Source organism: Mycobacterium hubeiense, assembly GCF_002838065.1.
Classification (GTDB): domain Bacteria; phylum Actinomycetota; class Actinomycetes; order Mycobacteriales; family Mycobacteriaceae; genus Mycobacterium; species Mycobacterium hubeiense.
Genome location: NZ_PIZU01000060.1, coordinates 1 through 19,593 on the forward strand (window position 1 = coordinate 1; position 19,593 = coordinate 19,593).

Annotated in this window: 15 protein-coding genes; 10 read left to right on the plus strand and 5 right to left on the minus strand. The window is 67.5% G+C overall.

The window, feature by feature from the left end:
- Positions 1-40: 40 nt before the first annotated feature.
- Positions 41-1,702: a glucose-6-phosphate isomerase gene (gene pgi, locus CWS39_RS26205; RefSeq protein WP_199178315.1), complete on the minus strand. Its 1,662-nt coding sequence runs from the start codon at positions 1,700-1,702 to the stop codon at positions 41-43.
- Positions 1,703-1,740: 38 nt separating this feature from the next.
- Between pgi and CWS39_RS26210 the strand changes: the two genes are divergently transcribed.
- Both CWS39_RS26210 and CWS39_RS26215 read left to right on the plus strand, forming a co-directional pair.
- Positions 1,741-3,189, plus strand: a complete 1,449-nt coding sequence (locus CWS39_RS26210) for an NAD-dependent succinate-semialdehyde dehydrogenase (protein ID WP_102145806.1) — start codon at positions 1,741-1,743, stop codon at positions 3,187-3,189.
- Positions 3,190-3,275: 86 nt separating this feature from the next.
- A complete protein-coding gene (locus CWS39_RS26215) occupies positions 3,276-5,249 on the plus strand; it encodes an acyltransferase family protein (RefSeq protein ID WP_102145807.1) in 1,974 nt (657 codons plus the stop codon).
- A 51-nt stretch (positions 5,250-5,300) separates the two neighbouring features.
- Here CWS39_RS26215 and CWS39_RS26220 read toward each other — a convergent pair whose 3' ends face one another.
- On the minus strand, positions 5,301-5,600 hold the full coding sequence (locus CWS39_RS26220) for a chorismate mutase (protein WP_102145808.1): 300 nt from the start codon (positions 5,598-5,600) through the stop codon (positions 5,301-5,303).
- Positions 5,601-5,800: 200 nt separating this feature from the next.
- Between CWS39_RS26220 and pcrA the strand changes: the two genes are divergently transcribed.
- Positions 5,801-8,092 (plus strand): DNA helicase PcrA, encoded by a 2,292-nt coding sequence (gene pcrA, locus CWS39_RS26230; RefSeq protein ID WP_102145809.1) that lies wholly within the window; start codon positions 5,801-5,803, stop codon positions 8,090-8,092.
- 82 nt (positions 8,093-8,174) lie between these two features.
- Here pcrA and CWS39_RS26235 read toward each other — a convergent pair whose 3' ends face one another.
- Positions 8,175-8,798: a hypothetical protein gene (locus CWS39_RS26235; protein ID WP_431306188.1), complete on the minus strand. Its 624-nt coding sequence runs from the start codon at positions 8,796-8,798 to the stop codon at positions 8,175-8,177.
- A gap of 10 nt (positions 8,799-8,808) precedes the next feature.
- A complete protein-coding gene (locus tag CWS39_RS26240; protein WP_102145810.1) occupies positions 8,809-9,861 on the minus strand; it encodes a M23 family metallopeptidase in 1,053 nt (350 codons plus the stop codon).
- A 248-nt stretch (positions 9,862-10,109) separates the two neighbouring features.
- Between CWS39_RS26240 and sucC the strand changes: the two genes are divergently transcribed.
- From sucC to CWS39_RS26255, 3 genes are all read left to right on the plus strand, one after another.
- Positions 10,110-11,276: an ADP-forming succinate--CoA ligase subunit beta gene (gene sucC / locus CWS39_RS26245; RefSeq protein ID WP_102145811.1), complete on the plus strand. Its 1,167-nt coding sequence runs from the start codon at positions 10,110-10,112 to the stop codon at positions 11,274-11,276.
- A gap of 14 nt (positions 11,277-11,290) precedes the next feature.
- Positions 11,291-12,193, plus strand: coding sequence for a succinate--CoA ligase subunit alpha (sucD, locus tag CWS39_RS26250; protein ID WP_102145812.1), 903 nt, complete (start codon positions 11,291-11,293; stop codon positions 12,191-12,193).
- A gap of 72 nt (positions 12,194-12,265) precedes the next feature.
- On the plus strand, positions 12,266-13,798 hold the full coding sequence (locus CWS39_RS26255; RefSeq protein ID WP_102145813.1) for an acetyl-CoA acetyltransferase: 1,533 nt from the start codon (positions 12,266-12,268) through the stop codon (positions 13,796-13,798).
- A 51-nt stretch (positions 13,799-13,849) separates the two neighbouring features.
- On the opposite strand, the gene CWS39_RS26260 is transcribed toward CWS39_RS26255, so the two are convergent.
- On the minus strand, positions 13,850-14,707 hold the full coding sequence (locus tag CWS39_RS26260; RefSeq protein WP_102145814.1) for an LLM class F420-dependent oxidoreductase: 858 nt from the start codon (positions 14,705-14,707) through the stop codon (positions 13,850-13,852).
- Between the two features lie 211 nt (positions 14,708-14,918).
- On the opposite strand from CWS39_RS26260, the gene CWS39_RS26265 reads away from it, so the two are divergent.
- The 4 genes from CWS39_RS26265 to purH are packed head-to-tail and all read left to right on the plus strand — an operon-like array spanning position 14,919 to position 19,454.
- Positions 14,919-15,764: a DUF5336 domain-containing protein gene (locus tag CWS39_RS26265; RefSeq protein WP_102145815.1), complete on the plus strand. Its 846-nt coding sequence runs from the start codon at positions 14,919-14,921 to the stop codon at positions 15,762-15,764.
- 60 nt (positions 15,765-15,824) lie between these two features.
- Positions 15,825-17,249, plus strand: coding sequence for a cell division protein PerM (locus CWS39_RS26270; RefSeq protein WP_102145816.1), 1,425 nt, complete (start codon positions 15,825-15,827; stop codon positions 17,247-17,249).
- A 10-nt stretch (positions 17,250-17,259) separates the two neighbouring features.
- Positions 17,260-17,889, plus strand: coding sequence for a phosphoribosylglycinamide formyltransferase (gene purN, locus CWS39_RS26275; protein ID WP_102145817.1), 630 nt, complete (start codon positions 17,260-17,262; stop codon positions 17,887-17,889).
- Positions 17,886-19,454: a bifunctional phosphoribosylaminoimidazolecarboxamide formyltransferase/IMP cyclohydrolase gene (purH, locus tag CWS39_RS26280; RefSeq protein ID WP_102145818.1), complete on the plus strand. Its 1,569-nt coding sequence runs from the start codon at positions 17,886-17,888 to the stop codon at positions 19,452-19,454. The genes purN and purH overlap by 4 nt, the downstream gene beginning before the upstream one ends.
- The last annotated feature ends 139 nt before the right edge of the window (positions 19,455-19,593 follow it).

Genomic DNA, 19,593 nt, shown 5'->3' on the forward strand with positions numbered 1-19,593 from the left:
GCAACAGCCCGTCAGCGCGACCAACTACGCCGAAATCGCGCTAACCCGCGCGGCCGCGCTCCACGCGATACCGGCGCACCAGCGCGTCGGTCGACGAATCCGATTGCTTTGCCGGCGAAGCTGATCCGGTGATCACCGGCAGCAATGCCTTGGCCTGCGTCTTGCCCAACTCGACGCCCCACTGGTCGAACGAGTCGATGCCCCACACCACGCCCTCGGTGAACACCTGATGCTCGTACAAAGCGATCAACTGGCCCACCACCGACGGCGTCAACCGAGTCGCCAGTATCGACGTCGTCGGCCGGTTGCCCGGCATCACCTTGTGCGGCACCACCGCAGCAGGCGTGCCTTCGGCCGCGATTTCGGACGCCGTCTTCCCGAACGCCAGCACCTGGGTCTGGGCGAAGAAATTGCTCATCAACAAATCGTGCATGCTGCCGGTGCCGTCTGCGGTCGGCAGATCGTCAGTGGGCTGGGAAAATCCGATGAAATCGGCGGGCACCAACCGCGTACCCTGGTGCAGCAGTTGGTAAAACGCGTGCTGGCCGTTGGTTCCTGGTTCGCCCCAAAAGATTTCACCGGTGTCGGTGGTGACGGGTGTGCCGTCGGCGTGCACCGATTTGCCGTTGGACTCCATGGTCAGCTGCTGCAAATAGGCGGCGAACCGCGACAGGTCGTTGGAGTAGGGCAGCACCGCCCGCGATTGCGCGCCAAAGAAATTCGAATACCACAAGCCGATCAGACCCAGCAGCGCCGGCGCATTCTCCAGTAAAGGCGCGGTGCGGAAATGCTCGTCGACAATGTGGAATCCGGACAGGAACTCCGCGAAGCGCTCGCGACCGATCACCGCCATCACCGACAGCCCGATCGCGCTGTCCACCGAATACCGGCCGCCGACCCAGTCCCAGAACCCGAACATGTTGTCGGTGTTGATGCCGAAATCGTCGACCAGTTTCTTGTTCGTCGACACCGCGACGAAATGGTGGGCCACCGCCGCATCGCCCAGGGTGTCCACCAGCCAGCGCCGCGCCGCCGTCGCATTGGTCAGCGTCTCCAGCGTCGAGAACGTCTTGGACGCGACGATGAAAAGCGTTGTGGCCGGGTCCAACCCGTCCAGCGTCGCCACCAGATCCGCCGGGTCGACGTTCGACACGAACCGCGCCGAGATGCCCGCATCGGCGTAGTGGCGCAGCGCGTCGTACACCATCACCGGGCCCAGGTCCGATCCGCCGATGCCGATGTTGACGACGGTGGTGATGCGCTCACCCGTCGCACCCGTCCACTCGCCGCTGCGTAGTCGGTCGGTGAACTCACCCATCCGGTCCAGCACTGCGTGCACGTCGGCGACCACGTCCTGCCCGTCGACAATCAGCGACGCATCGCGCGGCAGCCGCAACGCGGTGTGCAGCACCGCGCGGTCCTCCGAGGTGTTGATGTGCTCGCCGGCGAACATCGCGTCGCGGCGCTGCTCCAAACCGGCCTCGCGGGCCAGGTCGATCAGTAGCTCCAAGGTCTCCCGCGTGATCCGGTGCTTGCTGTAGTCGATGTAGAGGTCACCGACCGTCAAAGTCATCGAGGTGCCACGCGCGGGGTCCTCGGCGAAGAACTCGCGCAGGTGCTTGGTACCGATCTGCTCGTGATGATGGATCAGGGCTTGCCATGCGGGCGTGGCGGAGATGTCGACCGTCATGTGCCCTGACATTAATGCGGGCACTTGACCAAAGGTGTAAGAGAGGAGGTATGGATACCGCCAAGCTGCTGTCGTCAGTACCCACCGGAATCTGGATCGGCGGTGAAGAACGCGAGGGCAAGTCGACCTTCAATGTGCTGGATCCCAGCGACGACGAAGTCCTCACCGCCGTCGCCGACGCCACGGCCGATGACGCCGTCGCCGCGCTGGACGCCGCGTGCGCCGTACAAGACGACTGGGCCGCCACCCCGCCGCGCGAACGCGGCGAGATCCTGCGCTCGGTCTTCGAGACCATCACCGCCCGCGCTGATGACATCGCCACGCTGATGACCCTGGAAATGGGCAAGGTACTGCCCGAAAGCATGGGCGAGGTGCGCTACGGCGCCGAGTTCTTCCGCTGGTTCGCCGAGGAGGCGGTGCGCATCGCCGGCCGCTTCACACCGAGCCCGGCAGGCACCGGGCGCATCCTCGTCACCAAACAGCCCGTCGGCCCCTGCTACGCCATCACCCCGTGGAACTTCCCGCTGGCCATGGGCACCCGCAAGATCGGCCCGGCGCTGGCCGCGGGCTGCACGATGATCGTCAAACCGGCCCAGGAAACCCCGTTGACCATGCTGCTGCTGGCCAAGCTGATCGACGACGCCGGCCTGCCCAAGGGTGTGCTGTCGGTGTTGCCGACCAGCAACCCGGGTGAGGTCACCAGCGCGCTGATCGACGACGGCCGGCTGCGCAAGCTTACGTTCACCGGCTCCACCGGGGTGGGCCGCGCGCTGGTCAAACAATCCGCCGACAAGCTGCTGCGCACCTCGATGGAGTTGGGCGGCAACGCGCCGTTCATCGTCTTCGACGACGCCGACATCGACGCCGCTGTCGACGGCGCGGTGCTGGCCAAGATGCGCAACGGCGGTGAGGCCTGCACGGCGGCCAACCGCTTCCACGTCGCCAACGCGGTGCGCGAGGAGTTCACCGAGAAGCTGGTCAAACGGATGAGCGAGTTCACGCTCGGAAAGGGCCTCGACGAGTCCTCGACCCTGGGCCCGCTGATCAACGCCAAGCAGGTCAAAACCGTCGAGGATCTGGTGTCGGACGCGGTGTCGAAGGGCGCGACCGTCGCAGTCGGCGGCGTCGCCCCCGGCGGACCCGGCAACTTCTACCCGGCCACGGTGCTGGCCGACGTCCCGCCCGACGCCCGCATCCTCAAGGAGGAGGTGTTCGGGCCCGTCGCGCCCATCGCCGGTTTCGACACCGAGGAACAGGGCATCGAGGCCGCCAACGACACCGAGTACGGGCTGGCCGCCTACGTCTACACGCGGTCGCTGGACCGGGCGCTGCGCGTCGCCGAGGGCATCCAGTCCGGGATGGTCGGCATCAACCGCGGCGTCATCTCGGATCCGGCGGCGCCGTTCGGCGGCGTCAAACAGTCCGGGTTCGGCCGCGAGGGCGGATTCGAAGGCATCGAGGAGTACCTGGACATCAAGTACATCGCGTTGACGAAGTAAACCCGCCCGCGCCACGGCGTGTCGGGCGTTTTCGCGTCTGCACGTGCGGGCAAAATCTCTCCCGTCTAGGCAGGGAGGGAGAACACGTGACTGCGGCGCCGGTCCGCATCCCCGCGCGTCGCGTTACGCCGACGCCCAAGACCCGCCCGCCCAGAACCATCCCCGCGCTGGACGGCATCCGCGCCATCGCGGTCGCGCTCGTGCTGGCCGGCCACGGCGGTGTGCCCGGCCTGTCCGGCGGATTCATCGGCGTCGACATATTCTTCGTGCTCAGCGGATTCCTGATCACGTCGCTGCTGCTCGACGAACTCGGCCGGACAGGACGAATCGGCTTGACCGCCTTCTGGATTCGGCGGGCCCGCCGCCTGCTGCCGGCGCTGCTGGTGATGGTGCTGGCGGTGGTCGGGGCGCGGATGCTGTTCCCGTCCGACGCGGTCGCCGCGCTGCGCGACGACGCCGTCGCCGCCTTCTTCTGGGTGGCCAACTGGGCGTTCGTCGCGCAGGACACCGACTACTTCACCCGCGGCGGCACCCCGTCGCCGCTGCAGCACACCTGGTCGCTGGGGGTGGAGGAGCAGTACTACATCCTCTGGCCGCTGCTGCTGCTCGCCGTCGCCGCGGTGTTCGCGGTGCGGGCGCGATGGGCGGTGGCCGTGCTCGCCACGGTGGGCGCGGCCGCGTCGGCCGCAGCGACGATCGTGTTCGTCGACGACGTGACGTTCAACCGGGTCTACTTCGGCACCGATACCCGTATGCAGGCGCTGCTGGTGGGCGCGGCGGCGTCGGCGCTGCTGGTGCGGGATTGGTCGGCGGTGCTGTGGGGCAAGGACATTCGTTCGCGGTGGGGGCGCTGGATCGCGAACGTGCTGCCGATCGTCGGGCTTGCGGTGCTGGGGGCGGCCGCGCATTTCGCGACGGGCAGCACGCAGGAGTTCCGCCACGGCCTGCTCATCATCGTCGCGGTCGGCGCCGTGCTCGTCGTCGCCCCGGTGGCGCTGTCCCAGCGCGGACCCGTCGCGCGCGTGCTGGCCTGGCGGCCGCTGGTGTGGCTGGGCGCGATCTCCTACGGCGTCTACCTGTGGCACTGGCCGATCTTTTTGGTGCTCAACGGCGAACGCACGGGCTGGTCGGGGATGTCGTTGTTCGCGGTGCGGTGCGCGGCGACGGTCGCGGCGGCCACGGCATCGTGGTGGCTGGTGGAAAAACCCGTCCGCCGCTGGCGGCCCCAGCATGTGCCGTTGTTGCCGCTGGCCGGCGCGACGGCGGCGACGGCGGCCGCGCTGACGCTCGTCGTCGTCCCGGTCAACACCCAGCCGGCTGAGCCGACGCCGAACGTGCTGTCCGCGGCGCTGGTGATGCCGGAGGTGCCGGTGCCCGTGGGAACGCCGGTCGAGCTACCGCCCGGCACGCAGACGGTCGCGGTGTTCGGCGACTCGGTGGCGTGGACGATGATGCGGTATCTGCCGTCGACCCCCGGCCTGCACTTCAGCGACTACACCACGATCGGGTGCGGCATCGCGCGCGGCGGCCCGTACCGGTCCAGCGGCGAGACCATCAACCAGAAACCGGAATGCGACAGCTGGCCGGCCCGGTGGGCTCAGCGCGTCAAACACGACCGGCCCCACACCGTGCTGCTGATCGTCGGCCGCTGGGAGACCGTCGACCGGGTCCACGAGGGGCGCTGGACGCACATCGGTGAGCCGGCATTCGACGCCTACCTACGCGGCGAGTTGCAAAGGGCACTGGACATTCTCGGCTCGACGGGCGCGCGGGTGGTGGTGACGACGGCCCCGTACAACCGGCGGGGGGAGCGCCCCGACGGCACCCTGTATCCCGAGGATCAGCCCGCGCGCGTCGACCGCTGGAATGCCATGCTGCGAGGCGTCGTCGGCAAGCGCCCCAACGTGACGCTGCTCGACCTGAACTCGAAGCTCAACCCGGACGGCGAGTACACCGCCAAGGTCGACGGCATCAGAATGCGCATCGACGGCGTGCACCCCACGCCGGAGGCGGTCGAGTGGTTGACGCCGTGGCTGGCCGAGGCGCTGCGCCCTCGGTGATTTCGGCGCGCTGAGTCGCGGTGAGCGCGACTGCGCGCACCGAAATCGCTATCAGTGGCCGAGGCGGCCGCGGCCCATCCGCAGCAGCAGCATCGCCAGATCCTTGCCCTCGGGGCCGAGCTGGCTGTAACGCTCGATGACCTTCATCTCGCGGCTGTGGACCAGCCGGGTGCCGCCGGAGGCCATGCGGGCCTTGCCGATCAGCTTGGACACTTCGGTACGACGCTGCACCTTGGCCAGGATCTCGGCGTCGAGCTGGTCGATTTCCTGGCGCAACTCATCGATGTCGGGCATCTGTTCGGTTTCGATAGACATTGATTGCTCCTCGTTGTGTGGGGGTCGCGGTTTCATCCGGTTTCGGGCCTCACACAAGAGACGAGCCCCGGATCCGGAAGCGGACCGCGGGGCTCTGCGAAGCAGCTAGACCACGGGCACCGCTGGCCGGTACCCGTAAAAAAATCGTCCCTGCTGATTGAGCACCATATGAGTGTGCCATCAAGGGCCGTGCCAGCGCAAAAGTGTCCCCGGGCGGCGGTACGTTTGGAGTCGACATGACGACCGCGACCGAAGCAGATCAGCTCCTCGAAGGCCTCAACCCGCAGCAGCGCCAGGCGGTGCTGCACGAGGGATCGCCGCTGCTGATCGTGGCCGGCGCGGGGTCGGGCAAGACGGCGGTGCTCACGCGGCGGATCGCCTATCTGCTGGCCGCCCGCGACGTCGGGGTGGGTCAGGTGCTCGCCATCACGTTCACCAACAAGGCCGCCGCCGAGATGCGCGAGCGGGTGGCGGCGTTAATCGGGGCGCGGGCTGGGCTTTCTATGTGGGTGTCGACGTTCCACTCCACCTGCGTGCGCATCCTGCGCAATCAGGCCTCCCTGATCAAAGGCCTGAACTCGAACTTCTCGATCTACGACGCCGACGACTCGCGACGCCTGCTGTTGATGATCGGCAAGGACATGGGCCTGGACACCAAGCGGTACTCGCCGCGGTTGCTGGCCAATGCGATCTCCAACCTGAAGAATGAGTTGATCGGCCCGGAGCAGGCGGCGGCCGAGGCCGTCGAGGCGTCCGAGGAGCTGGCCCGCATCGTCGCCGAGGTCTACGCCGAGTACCAGCGCCGCCTGCGCGCCGCCAACGCGCTGGACTTCGACGATCTGATCGGCGAGACAGTCGCTGTGCTGCAAGCCTTTCCGCAGATCGCGCAGTACTACCGCCGGCGTTTCCGGCACATCCTGGTCGACGAATACCAGGACACCAACCACGCCCAGTACGTGTTGGTGCGCGAGCTCGTCGGCACCGAAACCGTCGACGGTGTGCCGCCGGCGGAGCTGTGCGTGGTCGGCGACGCGGATCAGTCCATCTACGCGTTCCGCGGCGCGACGATCCGCAACATCGAGGACTTCGAACGCGACTTCCCCAACGCCACAACCATTCTGCTGGAACAGAATTACCGCTCGACGCAGAACATCCTGAATGCGGCCAACTCCGTCATCTCCCGCAACAGCGGGCGCCGGGAGAAGCGGCTGTGGACTGACGCCGGAGAGGGCGAGCTGATCGTCGGGTACGTCGCCGACAACGAGCACGACGAGGCGCGGTTTATCGCCGAGGAGATCGACGCGCTGGCCGATAAAGGCGAGATCACCTATAACGACGTCGCCGTCTTCTACCGCACCAACAACTCGTCGCGTGCCCTCGAAGAAGTCTTCATTAGGGCGGGTATCCCATACAAAGTTGTTGGGGGAGTGCGCTTTTACGAGCGCAAGGAGATTCGCGACATCGTCGCGTACCTGCGGGTGTTGGACAATCCCGGCGACTCGGTGAGCATGCGCCGTATCCTCAACACCCCGCGCCGCGGCATCGGCGACCGCGCGGAGGCGTGCGTCGCGGTGTACGCCGAGAACACCGGGCTGAGCTTCAACGACGCTCTGCAGGCCGCCGCCGAGGGCAAGGTGCCGATGCTGAACACCCGCTCGGAGAAGGCGATTGCGAGCTTCGTCGAGATGATGGACTCGCTGCGCGGCCGCCTCGACGACGAGTTGGGCGAACTCGTCGAGGCGGTGCTGGATTGCACCGGCTACCGCGCCGAGCTGGAGAACTCCAGCGACCCGCAGGATTTGGCGCGGTTGGACAACCTCAACGAATTGGTCAGCGTCGCACATGAATTCAGCACCGACCTGGCCAACGCCGAGGCGTTTGAGGAGACCGACGAAGACGTGCCCGATACCAGCGTGCTGGCCCAGTTCCTGGAGCGGGTGTCGCTGGTGGCCGACGCTGACGACCTGCCCGAACACGGCGCCGGCGTGGTGACGATGATGACATTGCACACCGCCAAAGGTCTCGAGTTTCCAGTGGTTTTCGTCACCGGCTGGGAGGACGGCATGTTCCCGCACATGCGGGCGCTGGGCGATCCGACGGAACTGTCCGAGGAGCGGCGGCTGGCCTACGTCGGCATCACCCGGGCCCGTCAACGGCTCTACGTCAGCCGGGCGAAGGTGCGCTCGTCGTGGGGTCAGCCGATGCTGAACCCGGAATCGCGCTTCCTGAAAGAGATTCCGCAGCATCTCATCGACTGGCGGCGCACCGACCCGACACCGTCGTTCAGCGCGCCGGTGAGCGGGGCGGGACGGTTCGGCACGCCGCGACCGTCACCGGCGCGGGCGTCGGCGGGCAAGCGCCCGCTGATGGTGCTGGAACCCGGTGATCGCGTCAGCCACGACAAGTACGGGCTGGGCCGCGTCGAAGAAGTGTCGGGCGTCGGCGAATCGGCGATGTCGCTCATCGACTTCGGCAGCGCGGGCCGGGTCAAGCTGATGCACAACCACGCGCCGCTGCAGAAGCTGTAGACGCGGCACGGCTGCGCAGGACCATATGCCGCTTATGCGGGCAGCCAGGCACATGCATCCACGGAGGCGGGGACCGGCAGGCCTAAGGCCGGGCCCAGCGCCGGGTCGCCGGCAGCAAGGTCAGCACGATGCTTAAAAGCGGCAGCGCCGGGATCCCGTAGACAACCGGCGGCAGTTTTGCCCCCGCCACGAACAAACTCGCGAAGATCATCAACGCGATGATCGACCCCACCACGATCAGCAGGCGTCCCATCCGACGCCTCAGCAACAGCAGCACCAGCCCGCCGATCGTCGCGCCCGCCGACACCGCGGTGAGGAACCCGACCGCCACGCAGAACAGCGGGTCGGTCCGCCACCAGCCCGTGATCAAATCCGTGGCGATGACGGCCGTGGCCCAGCCGGACAGGATGCTCACCACAGCCGCTGCGATCGCCGCGGCCGGGCTGGCGGCGCGTCCGTCGCCGGGGATGGTCACCGACCGGGCGCGCGGAACGTAAGTGGTCTGCGAATCGTCGTCAGTCGAGGAGATGTACGTGGTGCTCGGCTCGGCGATTTCGGGAATCCCGCCCGTGGGGTGACGGCGGATGATGCTGGTCTTCGACTCTTCAGCAGCGGCCTGAGGGGCGGATGTCGCAGCATCCTCGGGCTTTCGCCGGATGATCCGCGTTTCGTCGGTCGACGGTCCGGTCGGATCTGAAGAGCTCACTCGGCCAAGACTAGCCGCCGACGCTGAGGCCCCGCTTCGCCAGCCAGCCGGTGGGATCGACGCGGTTGGTGCCATTGACCAGAACCTCGAAGTGCAGGTGCGGGCCGGTCGAGTTGCCGCGGTTGCCCATGGTGGCGATCTGGTCGCCGGCCATCACGCGATCGCCGATGTCGACGTTCCACGTGTTGATGTGCCCGTAGAGGGTGACGGTGCCGTCGCTGTGGCGCAGCTTCACCCACGCGCCGTAGCCGGCCGTCGGGCCCACGTCGATGACCACGCCGTCGGAAGCCGCCAGGATCGGCGTGCCGATCGGCCCGGCGATGTCGATGCCGCCGTGCAGCACGCCCCAGCGGTAGCCGAAGCCCGACGTCCACACGCCCTTCGTCGGCATCACGAACAACGGCCGCTGAAGCCGCGCCTCACGCTCGGCGCGCTCCTGCGCATACGCGGCCGCCTTGGTGATCTCCTCGGCGTGTACGGCCGAACTGGCGGCCGGTGCGACCGTCACGATCTGCATGCCGTCCACCGAGCCGGTGACCACACCGTCCATCGCCGACGGGCCGGCGGCCAGAACCGTCTCGGCGGGGGCTTCCTCGGCCGACGTCATCATCGAATGCGCGCCGGCCGCAGTCGCCCCGGCCGCCATGGCCGCGATCATCAGACGGCCCTTGACGGCGCTCTGGTCGGGCTTGCGGTGGGCGCCGCGGCGGCTGATGTCGATGACGTCCGTAGCGGCCACGCCGTCGCTGACGTCGGTTTTGCTGTCGCGGTACGCGTACGCAGAAAGTCGTTCTTCGCGGGCGTCTGGCCGGAACTGCGACGGGACCGCCAGTCGCAGCGGGACCAGGTCGTCGGTGTCGTGCAGGTCGTCCAGTTCGGGGGCCTGGATTACTTTCGACTCGCGGTCAAACGCGGTGTTTTCGCGAAAGTCCAGGTCATCGAGGTCGCCGAACTCGTTGAACGGGATGATGTCGGTGATTTCGGTCGCTTCAGGCTCCAGCTTGGCGTGCCGGGCGTTCGTCGAAACTCCGAGTGGAGCTCGGGACGAACGATGCGACGGCAACCTGGGATGTCCTTCTAGTCGTGACCGAACCGTGATCTAGACCAGAGGCACGTTAACCAAATTCCAATGTTCGTGGCAACCCGTGCGGGTATTCCGTCGCGGATTGTGAGCTGTATCACGTCCACGCGCCGGTGAGATCTGCCACATGAGTGGTAGGCGGTGCCGAAGCGTCGCGCCGGTGTGGATAAAGTTCCCCCGAGCCCGTCAGGCCAAACAGTTCCGAGTCGACGCAGACAGACAGTGAGTCCATGGATCTCTTCGAATACCAGGCGAAAGAGCTCTTCGCCAAGCACAACGTGCCCACCACGCCCGGCCGCGTGACCACCACCGCGGAGGACGCTAAGGCGATCGCCGAAGAAATCGGCAAGCCCGTGATGGTCAAGGCCCAAGTAAAGACCGGTGGACGGGGCAAGGCCGGCGGCGTGAAGTACGCCGCGACGCCCGAGGACGCCTTCACCCACGCGCAGAACATCCTCGGCCTCGACATCAAGGGCCACATCGTCAAAAAGCTGCTGGTCTCCGAGGCCAGCGACATCGCCGAGGAGTACTACATCTCCTTCCTGCTCGACCGCGCCAACCGCACCTACCTGGCGATGTGCTCGGTCGAGGGCGGCATGGAGATCGAAGAGGTGGCCGCCACCAAGCCCGAGCGGCTGGCCAAGGTGCCCGTCGACGCCGTCAAGGGTGTTGACCTGGCGTTCGCCCGCTCGATCGCCGAGCAGGGCCACCTGCCCGCCGAGGTGCTCGACGCCGCCGCGGTGACCATCGCCAAGCTGTGGGAGGTCTTCACCAAGGAGGACGCCACGCTGGTCGAGGTCAATCCGCTGGTGCGCACCCCCGACGACCAGATCCTCGCGCTGGACGGCAAGGTCACGCTGGACGCCAACGCCGACTTCCGCCAGCCCGGCCACGCCGAGTTCGAGGACCGCGACGCGACCGATCCGCTGGAGCTCAAGGCCAAGGAGCACGACCTCAATTACGTCAAGCTCGACGGGTCCGTCGGGATCATCGGCAACGGCGCGGGCCTGGTGATGTCGACGCTGGACGTGGTCGCCTACGCCGGCGAGAAGCACGGCGGCGTGAAGCCGGCGAACTTCCTCGACATCGGCGGCGGCGCGTCGGCCGAGGTGATGGCCGCGGGCCTGGACGTGATCCTGCACGACGAGCAGGTCAAGAGCGTGTTCGTCAACGTGTTCGGCGGCATCACCGCGTGTGACGCCGTCGCCAACGGCATCGTCAAGGCGCTGCAGATCCTCGGCGACGAGGCCAACAAGCCGCTGGTGGTGCGTCTCGACGGCAACAACGTCGAGGAGGGCCGCCGCATCCTGGCCGAGGCCAACCACCCGCTGGTGACGATGGTTCCGACGATGGACGAGGCCGCCGACAAGGCCGCCCAGTTGGCCGCGAGCGCCTGAAAGGACTTGGGGATATGTCGATCTTTGTAAACAAGGACAGCAAGGTCATCGTCCAGGGCATCACCGGTTCCGAGGCGAGTGTGCACACCGCCCGCATGCTCAAGGCGGGCACCCAGATCGTCGGCGGCGTCAACGCGCGCAAGGCCGGCACCACCGTCTCGCATGAGGACAAGAGCGGCGTGCTGGTGAAGCTGCCGGTGTTCGGCACCGTCGCCGAGGCCATGAAGGAGACCGGCGCCGACGTGTCGATCGCCTTCGTGCCGCCGAAGTTCTCCAAGGACGCGATCATCGAGGCGATCGACGCCGAGATCCCGCTGCTGGTGGTCATCACCGAGGGAATTCCGGTGCAGGACACCGCATATGCGTGGGCCTATAACGTCTCGAAGGGCAACAAGACCCGCATCATCGGGCCGAACTGCCCGGGCATCATCACCCCCGGCGAGTGCCTGGTGGGCATCACCCCGGCCAACATCACCGGCACCGGTCCGATCGGCCTGGTGTCCAAGTCCGGCACGCTGACCTACCAGATGATGTACGAGCTGCGCGATTTCGGGTTCTCGACGGCCATCGGCATCGGCGGTGACCCGGTCATCGGCACCACGCACATCGATGCGATCGAGGCGTTCGAGAAGGACCCCGACACCAAGGTCATCGTGATGATCGGTGAGATCGGCGGTGACGCCGAGGAGCGCGCGGCCGACTACATCAAGGCCAACGTGTCCAAGCCGGTCGTCGGCTACGTCGCGGGATTCACTGCGCCGGAAGGCAAGACGATGGGCCACGCCGGCGCCATCGTGTCCGGCTCGTCGGGCACTGCGCAGGCCAAGAAGGAGGCCCTCGAGGCCGCGGGCGTGAAGGTCGGCAAGACCCCGTCGGAGACGGCCAAGCTGGCCCGCGAAATCCTGCAAAGCCTGTAGCGGGGAGCCGCCCCCGCGGCGTCGGCCGCCATCGATTAGCCTGACGAATTAACATGTGTCAGGAGGTCTGTAATGGCGGTTGATCCGCGAACGCCGGTGATCGTCGGCGTCGGGCAGTTCACCGAGAACATCGACGACCCCGCCTACCGCGGCATGTCGTCGGTCGAATTGGCGACGGCCGCGGCGCAGGCCGCGCTGGACGACACCGGCGTCAAGCCGGCCACGGTTGTGCAGGCGATCGACGTCGTCGCCGGCACCCGCCAGTTCGAGATCTCGGGGGCGGCGCCGGCGCCGCTGGGCGCGTCGAACAACTACCCGCGCTCGGTGGCGAACCGGGTGGGCGCGAACCCCAAGCGGGCCATCCTGGAAGTCATTGGGGGACAAGGCCCGCAGCATCTGGTCACCGAGTTCGCCGGGGCGATCGCCAACGGGGAAGCCGAGGCGGTGCTGCTGTTCGGCTCCGAGAACACCTCCACACTGCGGCATTTCGCCGATCTCGACGACAAGCCCGACCACAGCGAAACCGTCGACGGCCAACTGGAGGACCGCGGCTACGGCTACGACGGTCTGTTCACCAAGTACACGATCCACCACGGGCTGATCGGCGCGCCCGTGCAGTACGGGCTGCTGGACAACGCCCGCCGCGCCAGGCTGGGCCTGTCCGTCGGCGACTACCGCCAGCAGATGGCCGAACTGTTCGCGCCGTTCTCCAAAGTGGCTGCCAAGAACCCGTTTTCGGCATCGCCGCTGGAACGCTCTGTCGAGGAGCTGGCCACCGTCACCGAGAGCAACCGGATGATCTGCGACCCGTATCCGCGGCTGATGGTGGCCCGCGATCAGGTCAACCAGGGCGCGGCAGTCCTGCTGATGTCGGTGGCTGCGGCCCGTCGTCTCCGTGTACCCGAGGAGAAATGGGTGTACCTACGCGGGCACGCCGATATGAAGGAGCAGTCACTGCTCGACCGTGTCGATCTGGGCGCCAGCCCGGCGTCGGTGCTGGCGGTGCGAGAAGCGTTGCGGGTGGCTAATATTGGGCTCGACGATGTCGCGACGTTCGACCTGTACAGCTGTTTTCCGTTCCCGGTTTTCAACATCTGCGACGGGACGGGTCTGGCCACTGACGACCCGCGGGGGCTGACCTTGACGGGAGGGCTGCCGTTCTTCGGCGGGCCGGGCAACAACTACTCGATGCACGGTATCGCCGAGACCGTCGCCGAGATGCGCGACCGCCCAGGGCAATACGGGCTCGTCGGGGCCAACGGCGGGATCGCCAGCAAGTATTCCGTCGGCGTGTATTCGACGGAGCCCGCCGACTGGACGGCCGACCGCAGCCCACAACTGAACGACGAAATCGCTGCTCTGCCAACGGTTGCCGTCACGGAGAAGGCGGACGGCGCGGCCACCATCGAGACCTACAGCGTGCGCTATGACTGGCCCACCCGTACCGGCATCATTGTGGGCCGGCTCGACGCCGACGACAGCCGCTTCCTGGCGACCACCACCGACGAGGAGCTCGTCGCGTTGATGAGCGACGGCGATCCGCTGGGCGCGCGCATCGTGGTGACGTCCGGCGAGAAGGCCAACACCGCCACGCTGGCGCGTTGAGATTGCGCTGTGGGTCGCGATTACGCCGCGACCGCAGCCGTCAACGCAATCTCAACGAGACAGCGCCATATCGGATAGCTTGCCCGACAACCGCTCCACATACGCGGCGACCTCGGCCTCCGGCTTGTCCGGCAGCCCGAACAGCACCTCGGTGACGCCGAGTTCGCGCCAGTGCGCCAGCTTGTCGGCGTCCGGCTTGAAGTCCAGTGCGACGATCTGCGGTGCGCCGGAGCGCCCCGCCGCGGCCCAGGTGTCCTGCAGCAGCTTGACCGGCTCGTCGATGACGAAGTCGCGCGGCGTGGTGATCCACCCGTCGGCGGACTTCGCGATCCATTTGAAGTTCTTCTCGTTGCCGGCCGCGCCGACCAACACCGGGATGTGTGACTGCACCGGCTTCGGCCACGCCCACGACGGCCCGAAGTTCACGAATTCGCCCTCGTACGACGCCTCTTCGGAGGTCCACAGCGCCCGCATCGCCTCGAGGTACTCGCGCAGCATGGTGCGGCGACGCCCAAGCGGCACGCCGTGATCGGCGAGCTCGTCGGTGTTCCAGCCGAAGCCCACGCCCAACGAGACCCGCCCGCCGGAGAGGTGGTCCAGCGTGGCGATCGACTTCGCCAGCGTGATCGGGTCGTGCTCGACCGGCAGCGCGACGGCCGTCGACAACCGAACCCGCGACGTCACCGCGCACGCCGTGCCCAGCGACACCCACGGATCGAGGGTGCGCATGTAGCGGTCGTCGGGCAGCGACTCGTCGCCGGTGGTGGGGTGGGCGGCTTGGCGCTTGACCGGGATATGGGTGTGCTCGGGCACGTAGAACGTGTGGAATCCGTGGTCGTCGGCGAGCTTGGCCGCCGCCGCCGGCGTGATCCCGCGGTCGCTGGTGAAAAGTACGAGCCCGTAATCCATGCGTGAATTAGAACGTGTTCTAGTCACAAGGGCAAGCGCCGGGGGTTCGCAGACGTTTGCCGTCGACGCGGGAAATCGAGCAACCCAAACGGGATTCAGGCGCAAACCCCAAGCGTCTGACACCCCCCGACGCCGGGTGCGCTAGCGTGGAAGCTCGAATCGCTCAGGCGCGTGAACGCCAGATCCGACGCCCCAAAGCACAGGAGAGCTCATGACGTACCCCCCAGGCCCGCCCGGGAGCCCCGGATATCCACCCGCTCAACAGTCGGGCCAGCAGCCGACGACGCAATTCAGCGCGCCGACCCAGCAGTTCGGCAAGATCGGCGAACCTGCTGCAGCCGCCCCGGCGGGCCCGAGCAAGCTGCCGGTCTACCTGACCGCCGCGGTCGCGGTACTGGGGCTGGCGGTGTATCTGGCCAACTTCTTGCCGATGTTCACCATCACCAACTCCGACTTCCTCGGGTTGGGCGAGTTCAGCGGCACCTCACTGGGCATCGGGCTGGCGGTGCTCGCGTCGATCGTGGCCGCGCTCTTCGCCGGCATCAGCCTGCTGCCCAAGCAGAACAACTTCATCGCGGTGGTGGCCGTCTTCGCCGTCGTCGCGTTCTTGCTGGTGCTTTCCGAACTCATCAACAAGCCCAGCGGCGCGACCGTCGACATCGGGCTTTACCTACTGATCGCGTTCACCGCGCTGCAAGCGCTGGCGGCGGTCGCGGTGCTGCTGTTCGACGCGGGCGTGATCACGCCGCCGACGCCGCGGCCCAAGTACGAGCAGCAGCAGTACGGCCAGTACGGCGGCCCGGGCCAGTACTACGGGCAGCAGCATGGCGGCCCGCAGCAGCATCAGCTGCACCAGCAGCGCCCCGGCTACCCGTCGCAGTACGGCCAGTACGGCCAGACGGGCGGCTTCTCGGGTGCGCAGCAGAGCGGTCCGCCGACGCCTCCGACGGGCTTCCCGACCTACGGCCAGCCGCAGCAGTCCTCCGGCTCGGCGCCGACGGCGCAACCGCAGCAGCAGTCGTCGTCGCAACCGCAATCTGGCCCGGCGCCGTCGTAAGCTGAGCCGCGCGTGCGTGACCTGCGCACGCGTGAGCTTGCGCGAGGAGCGGCCCAGCTAGTGGAGAATCGGCCAGTCGGCACACGTCAGGCACGTGAGCTGCTGCGGGTCGCATTCGGGCCGTCGATCGTCGCGCTCGTCATCATCGCAGCGGTGGTGCTGCTGCAGCTGCTCATCGCCAACAGCGATATGACCGGCGCATCCGGCGCGATCGCCAGCATGTGGCTGGGTGTGCACCAGGTGCCGGTGTCGATCGGCGGGCGCGAACTGGGCGTCATGCCGCTGCTGCCCATGCTCGCGATGGTGTGGGGCACGGCGCGCACGACGGCGGCCGCGACGGCTCCGCAGGGGTCGTGGTTCGTCATCCGCTGGGTGGTTGCCTCCGCAGTGGGCGGCCCGTTGCTGATCGCCGCCATTTCGCTGGCCATCATTCACGACGCCGCGTCGGTGATCACCGAACTTCAGACGCCCAACGCGTTGCGCGCGTTCGGCAGTGTGCTGTTGGTGCACGCCATCGGCGCCGGCATCGGGGTGGCCTCGAAAGTGGGCCGTCGGGTGTTGGCCGCTTCACCGCTGCCGCGCTGGCTGCCCGAGGCGATCCGGGCCGCATTCGCCGGGATGCTGGCGCTGGTGGGGCTCTCGGGTTTGGCGACGGCCGGCTCGCTGGTGGTGCACTGGTCGACGATGCACGAGTTGTACTCCATCACCGACTCGGTGTTCGGCCAGTTCAGCCTGACGGTGTTGTCGGTGCTCTACGCGCCCAACGTGATCATCGGAACCTCGGCGGTGGCGGTCGGCTCCAGCGCGCACGTGGGGTTGGCCACATTCAGCTCGTTCACGGTTTTCGGGGGCGACATCCCGGCGCTGCCGATCCTGGCCGCGGTGCCGACGCCGCCGCTGGGCCCGGTGTGGGTGGCGCTGCTGATCATCGCCGCGGTGTCGGGCGTCGCGGTCGGGCAGCAGTGTGCGCGACGGCCGCTGCCGCTGGGTCAGGCCATGGCCAAGCTGGGCGTCGCGGCGCTGCTGGCGGCGGTCACGATGGCGCTGCTGGCGCATGCGGGAAGCGGACGGCTGGGCAACTTCGGCGACGTGGGCGTCGACCAGGCCACCTTCGGGCCGGCGGTGTTCCTGTGGTTCGCCGGGATCGGCGGGTTGACGGTGGCGATGGCGGGCGGTATCGCGCGCCGGCCCAAAACCGCGCGTGTCGTCGAGCCAGAACCCGAAGAACCCGCGTTCGAGCAGCCGGAGGAGCCCGCGGAGCCGGAAGAGCCCGCGGAGCCGGAGCTCGAACTCGACGAGCCCGAGCCCGAACCCGAACCCGTCGCCCCGCCGATGCCGCTCGACGACGAGCCGGCGCCCGCCGAGGATCCCGAGGAACACTTCATCGTCGACGACGACGTTGACGACCACGGCGGGCAGGAGCGCAGCGACCCGGGAATGGACCACGGCGCGTCCGGCGATCAGAGCCGCGGCGCGGCCGACTAGGCTGCTGCGCGTGCAGCAACCGCTCCGCGTTCCCCCGAGTGCACCGGCGCGGCTGGTAGTACTGGCTTCAGGTACTGGTTCGCTGCTCGCCTCGCTACTGGAGGCCGCCGTCGACGACTATCCCGCGCGGGTGGTGGCCGTCGGCGCCGACCGGGACTGCCGGGCGCTGGAGATCGCGGCCGCCGCCGGCTTGCCGACGTACTCGGTGCGGCTTTCCGAATATCCTGACCGGGCCGCGTGGGACGCCGCCATCACCAAGGCCACCGCGGAGCACCGGCCGGATCTCATCGTCAGCGCGGGCTTCATGAAAATCCTTGGGCCGCAATTCCTTGAGCGATTCATCGGCCGCGTCGTCAACACGCATCCGGCGTTGCTGCCGGCGTTCCCCGGCGCCCACGCGGTGGCCGAAAGCCTGGACTACGGCGTCAAGGTCACCGGCTGCACCGTGCATCTGGTGGACGCCGGGATGGACACCGGGCCGATTCTGGCGCAGCGCACCGTCGAGGTGCTCGATGATGACGATGAACAGAGTTTGCACGAGCGCATCAAGGTGGTCGAACGACGACTGCTGGTGGACGTGCTGGCCGCGGTGGCGACCCGCGGCGTCACCTGGACCGGACGAAAGGCGACCATAGGATGACCGACAAGAGGCCGATTCGTCGGGCCTTGATCAGTGTGTACGACAAGACCGGTCTGGTGGATCTCGCCCGCGGCCTGCAGCAGGCGGGTGTCGATATCGTCTCCACCGGCTCGACCGCCAAAACCATTGCCGAGAAAGGCATTCCGGTCATCCGCGTCGAAGAGGTCACCGGTTTTCCCGAGGTGCTCGACGGCCGAGTCAAGACGTTGCATCCGCACGTGCACGCGGGGCTGCTGGCCGACCAACGCAAGCTCGAACACGTTGCGGCGCTTGCCGAACTGGGTATCGCGCCGTTCGAGCTGGTGGTAGTGAACCTGTATCCGTTCACCGAGACGGTCGACTCCGGCGCGAGCATCGACGAATGCGTCGAGCAGATCGACATCGGCGGCCCGTCCATGGTGCGCGCCGCCGCCAAGAACCACCCGAGCGTCGCGGTGGTCGTCGACCCGCTGGGTTACGACGGTGTGCTTGCCGCGGTGCGCTCCGGCGGGTTCACCCTCGAGCAGCGGAAGAAGTTGGCGGCATTGGCATTTCGGCACACCGCCGAGTACGACGTGGCCGTCGCAACCTGGATGATCTCGACGCTGGCGCCCGAAGAGGATGGGGCGCCGCCCTCGCTGCCGCCCTGGTTCGCCGGCACCTGGCGTCGCAGCGCGGTGCTCCGCTACGGCGAGAACCCGCATCAGCAGGCGGCGCTGTACAGCGACGAGTCCGCGTGGCCCGGCCTGGCCCAGGCTGAGCAGCTGCACGGAAAAGAGATGTCCTACAACAACTACACCGATTCCGACGCCGCGTGGCGGGCGGCGTTCGACCACGAGCAGACGTGTGTGGCGATCATCAAGCACGCCAACCCGTGTGGCATCGCGGTCTCGTCGGTATCGGTGGCCGACGCGCACCGCAAGGCGCACGAATGCGATCCAGTGAGCGCATACGGCGGCGTCATCGCCACCAATACCGAGGTCAGCGTCGAGATGGCCGAGGCCGTCGCCGACATCTTCACCGAGGTGATCATCGCCCCGGCCTATGAGCCCGGCGCGGTGGAAGTGCTTGCGCGCAAAAAGAATATCCGCATCCTGGTCGCCTCCGAGCCGCTGCCCAGTGGCACCGAACTACGCCAGATCAGCGGCGGTCTGCTGCTGCAGCAGCGCGACGCGCTCGACGCCGCCGGCGACGACCCCAACAACTGGACGTTGGCCACCGGCACCGCCGCCGACCCCGCCACGCTGGCCGATCTGGTGTTCGCGTGGCGGGCGTGCCGCGCCGTTAAATCCAACGCGATCGTGGTGGCCAAGGACGGCGCCACCGTCGGCGTCGGCATGGGGCAGGTGAACCGGGTCGACGCCGCTCGGCTCGCCGTGCAGCGCGCAGGCGATCGCGTACAAGGCGCCGTCGCGGCCTCCGACGCGTTCTTCCCGTTCCCCGACGGGCTGGAGATCCTCACCGAGGCGGGCGTGAAAGCGATTGTGCACCCAGGCGGTTCGGTGCGCGACGAGCAGGTCACCGAAGCCGCCGCCAAGGCCGGCATCACGCTCTACCTCACCGGCGCCCGCCACTTCGCCCACTGACTTCCACGGCCGAGCAGACGCAAAACTGCCCAATTCCGCAGCAAAACATGCAGTTTTGCGTTCCCCTACCTTCGGTGTGGGCCCAGCTGGCGCAGAGAAACTAGTGGTCCGTCTCAGTTATGGCTAACTACTTGTTCGA

Coding starts and splice junctions, on each gene's coding strand:
- pgi (WP_199178315.1), bottom strand. CDS start 1,702: ATGTCAGGGCACATGACGGTCGACATCTCCGCCACGCCCGCATGGCAA.
- CWS39_RS26210 (WP_102145806.1), top strand. CDS start 1,741: ATGGATACCGCCAAGCTGCTGTCGTCAGTACCCACCGGAATCTGGATC.
- CWS39_RS26220 (WP_102145808.1), bottom strand. CDS start 5,600: ATGAAACCGCGACCCCCACACAACGAGGAGCAATCAATGTCTATCGAA.
- pcrA (WP_102145809.1), top strand. CDS start 5,801: ATGACGACCGCGACCGAAGCAGATCAGCTCCTCGAAGGCCTCAACCCG.
- sucC (WP_102145811.1), top strand. CDS start 10,110: ATGGATCTCTTCGAATACCAGGCGAAAGAGCTCTTCGCCAAGCACAAC.
- sucD (WP_102145812.1), top strand. CDS start 11,291: ATGTCGATCTTTGTAAACAAGGACAGCAAGGTCATCGTCCAGGGCATC.
- CWS39_RS26255 (WP_102145813.1), top strand. CDS start 12,266: ATGGCGGTTGATCCGCGAACGCCGGTGATCGTCGGCGTCGGGCAGTTC.
- CWS39_RS26260 (WP_102145814.1), bottom strand. CDS start 14,707: ATGGATTACGGGCTCGTACTTTTCACCAGCGACCGCGGGATCACGCCG.
- CWS39_RS26265 (WP_102145815.1), top strand. CDS start 14,919: ATGACGTACCCCCCAGGCCCGCCCGGGAGCCCCGGATATCCACCCGCT.
- purH (WP_102145818.1), top strand. CDS start 17,886: ATGACCGACAAGAGGCCGATTCGTCGGGCCTTGATCAGTGTGTACGAC.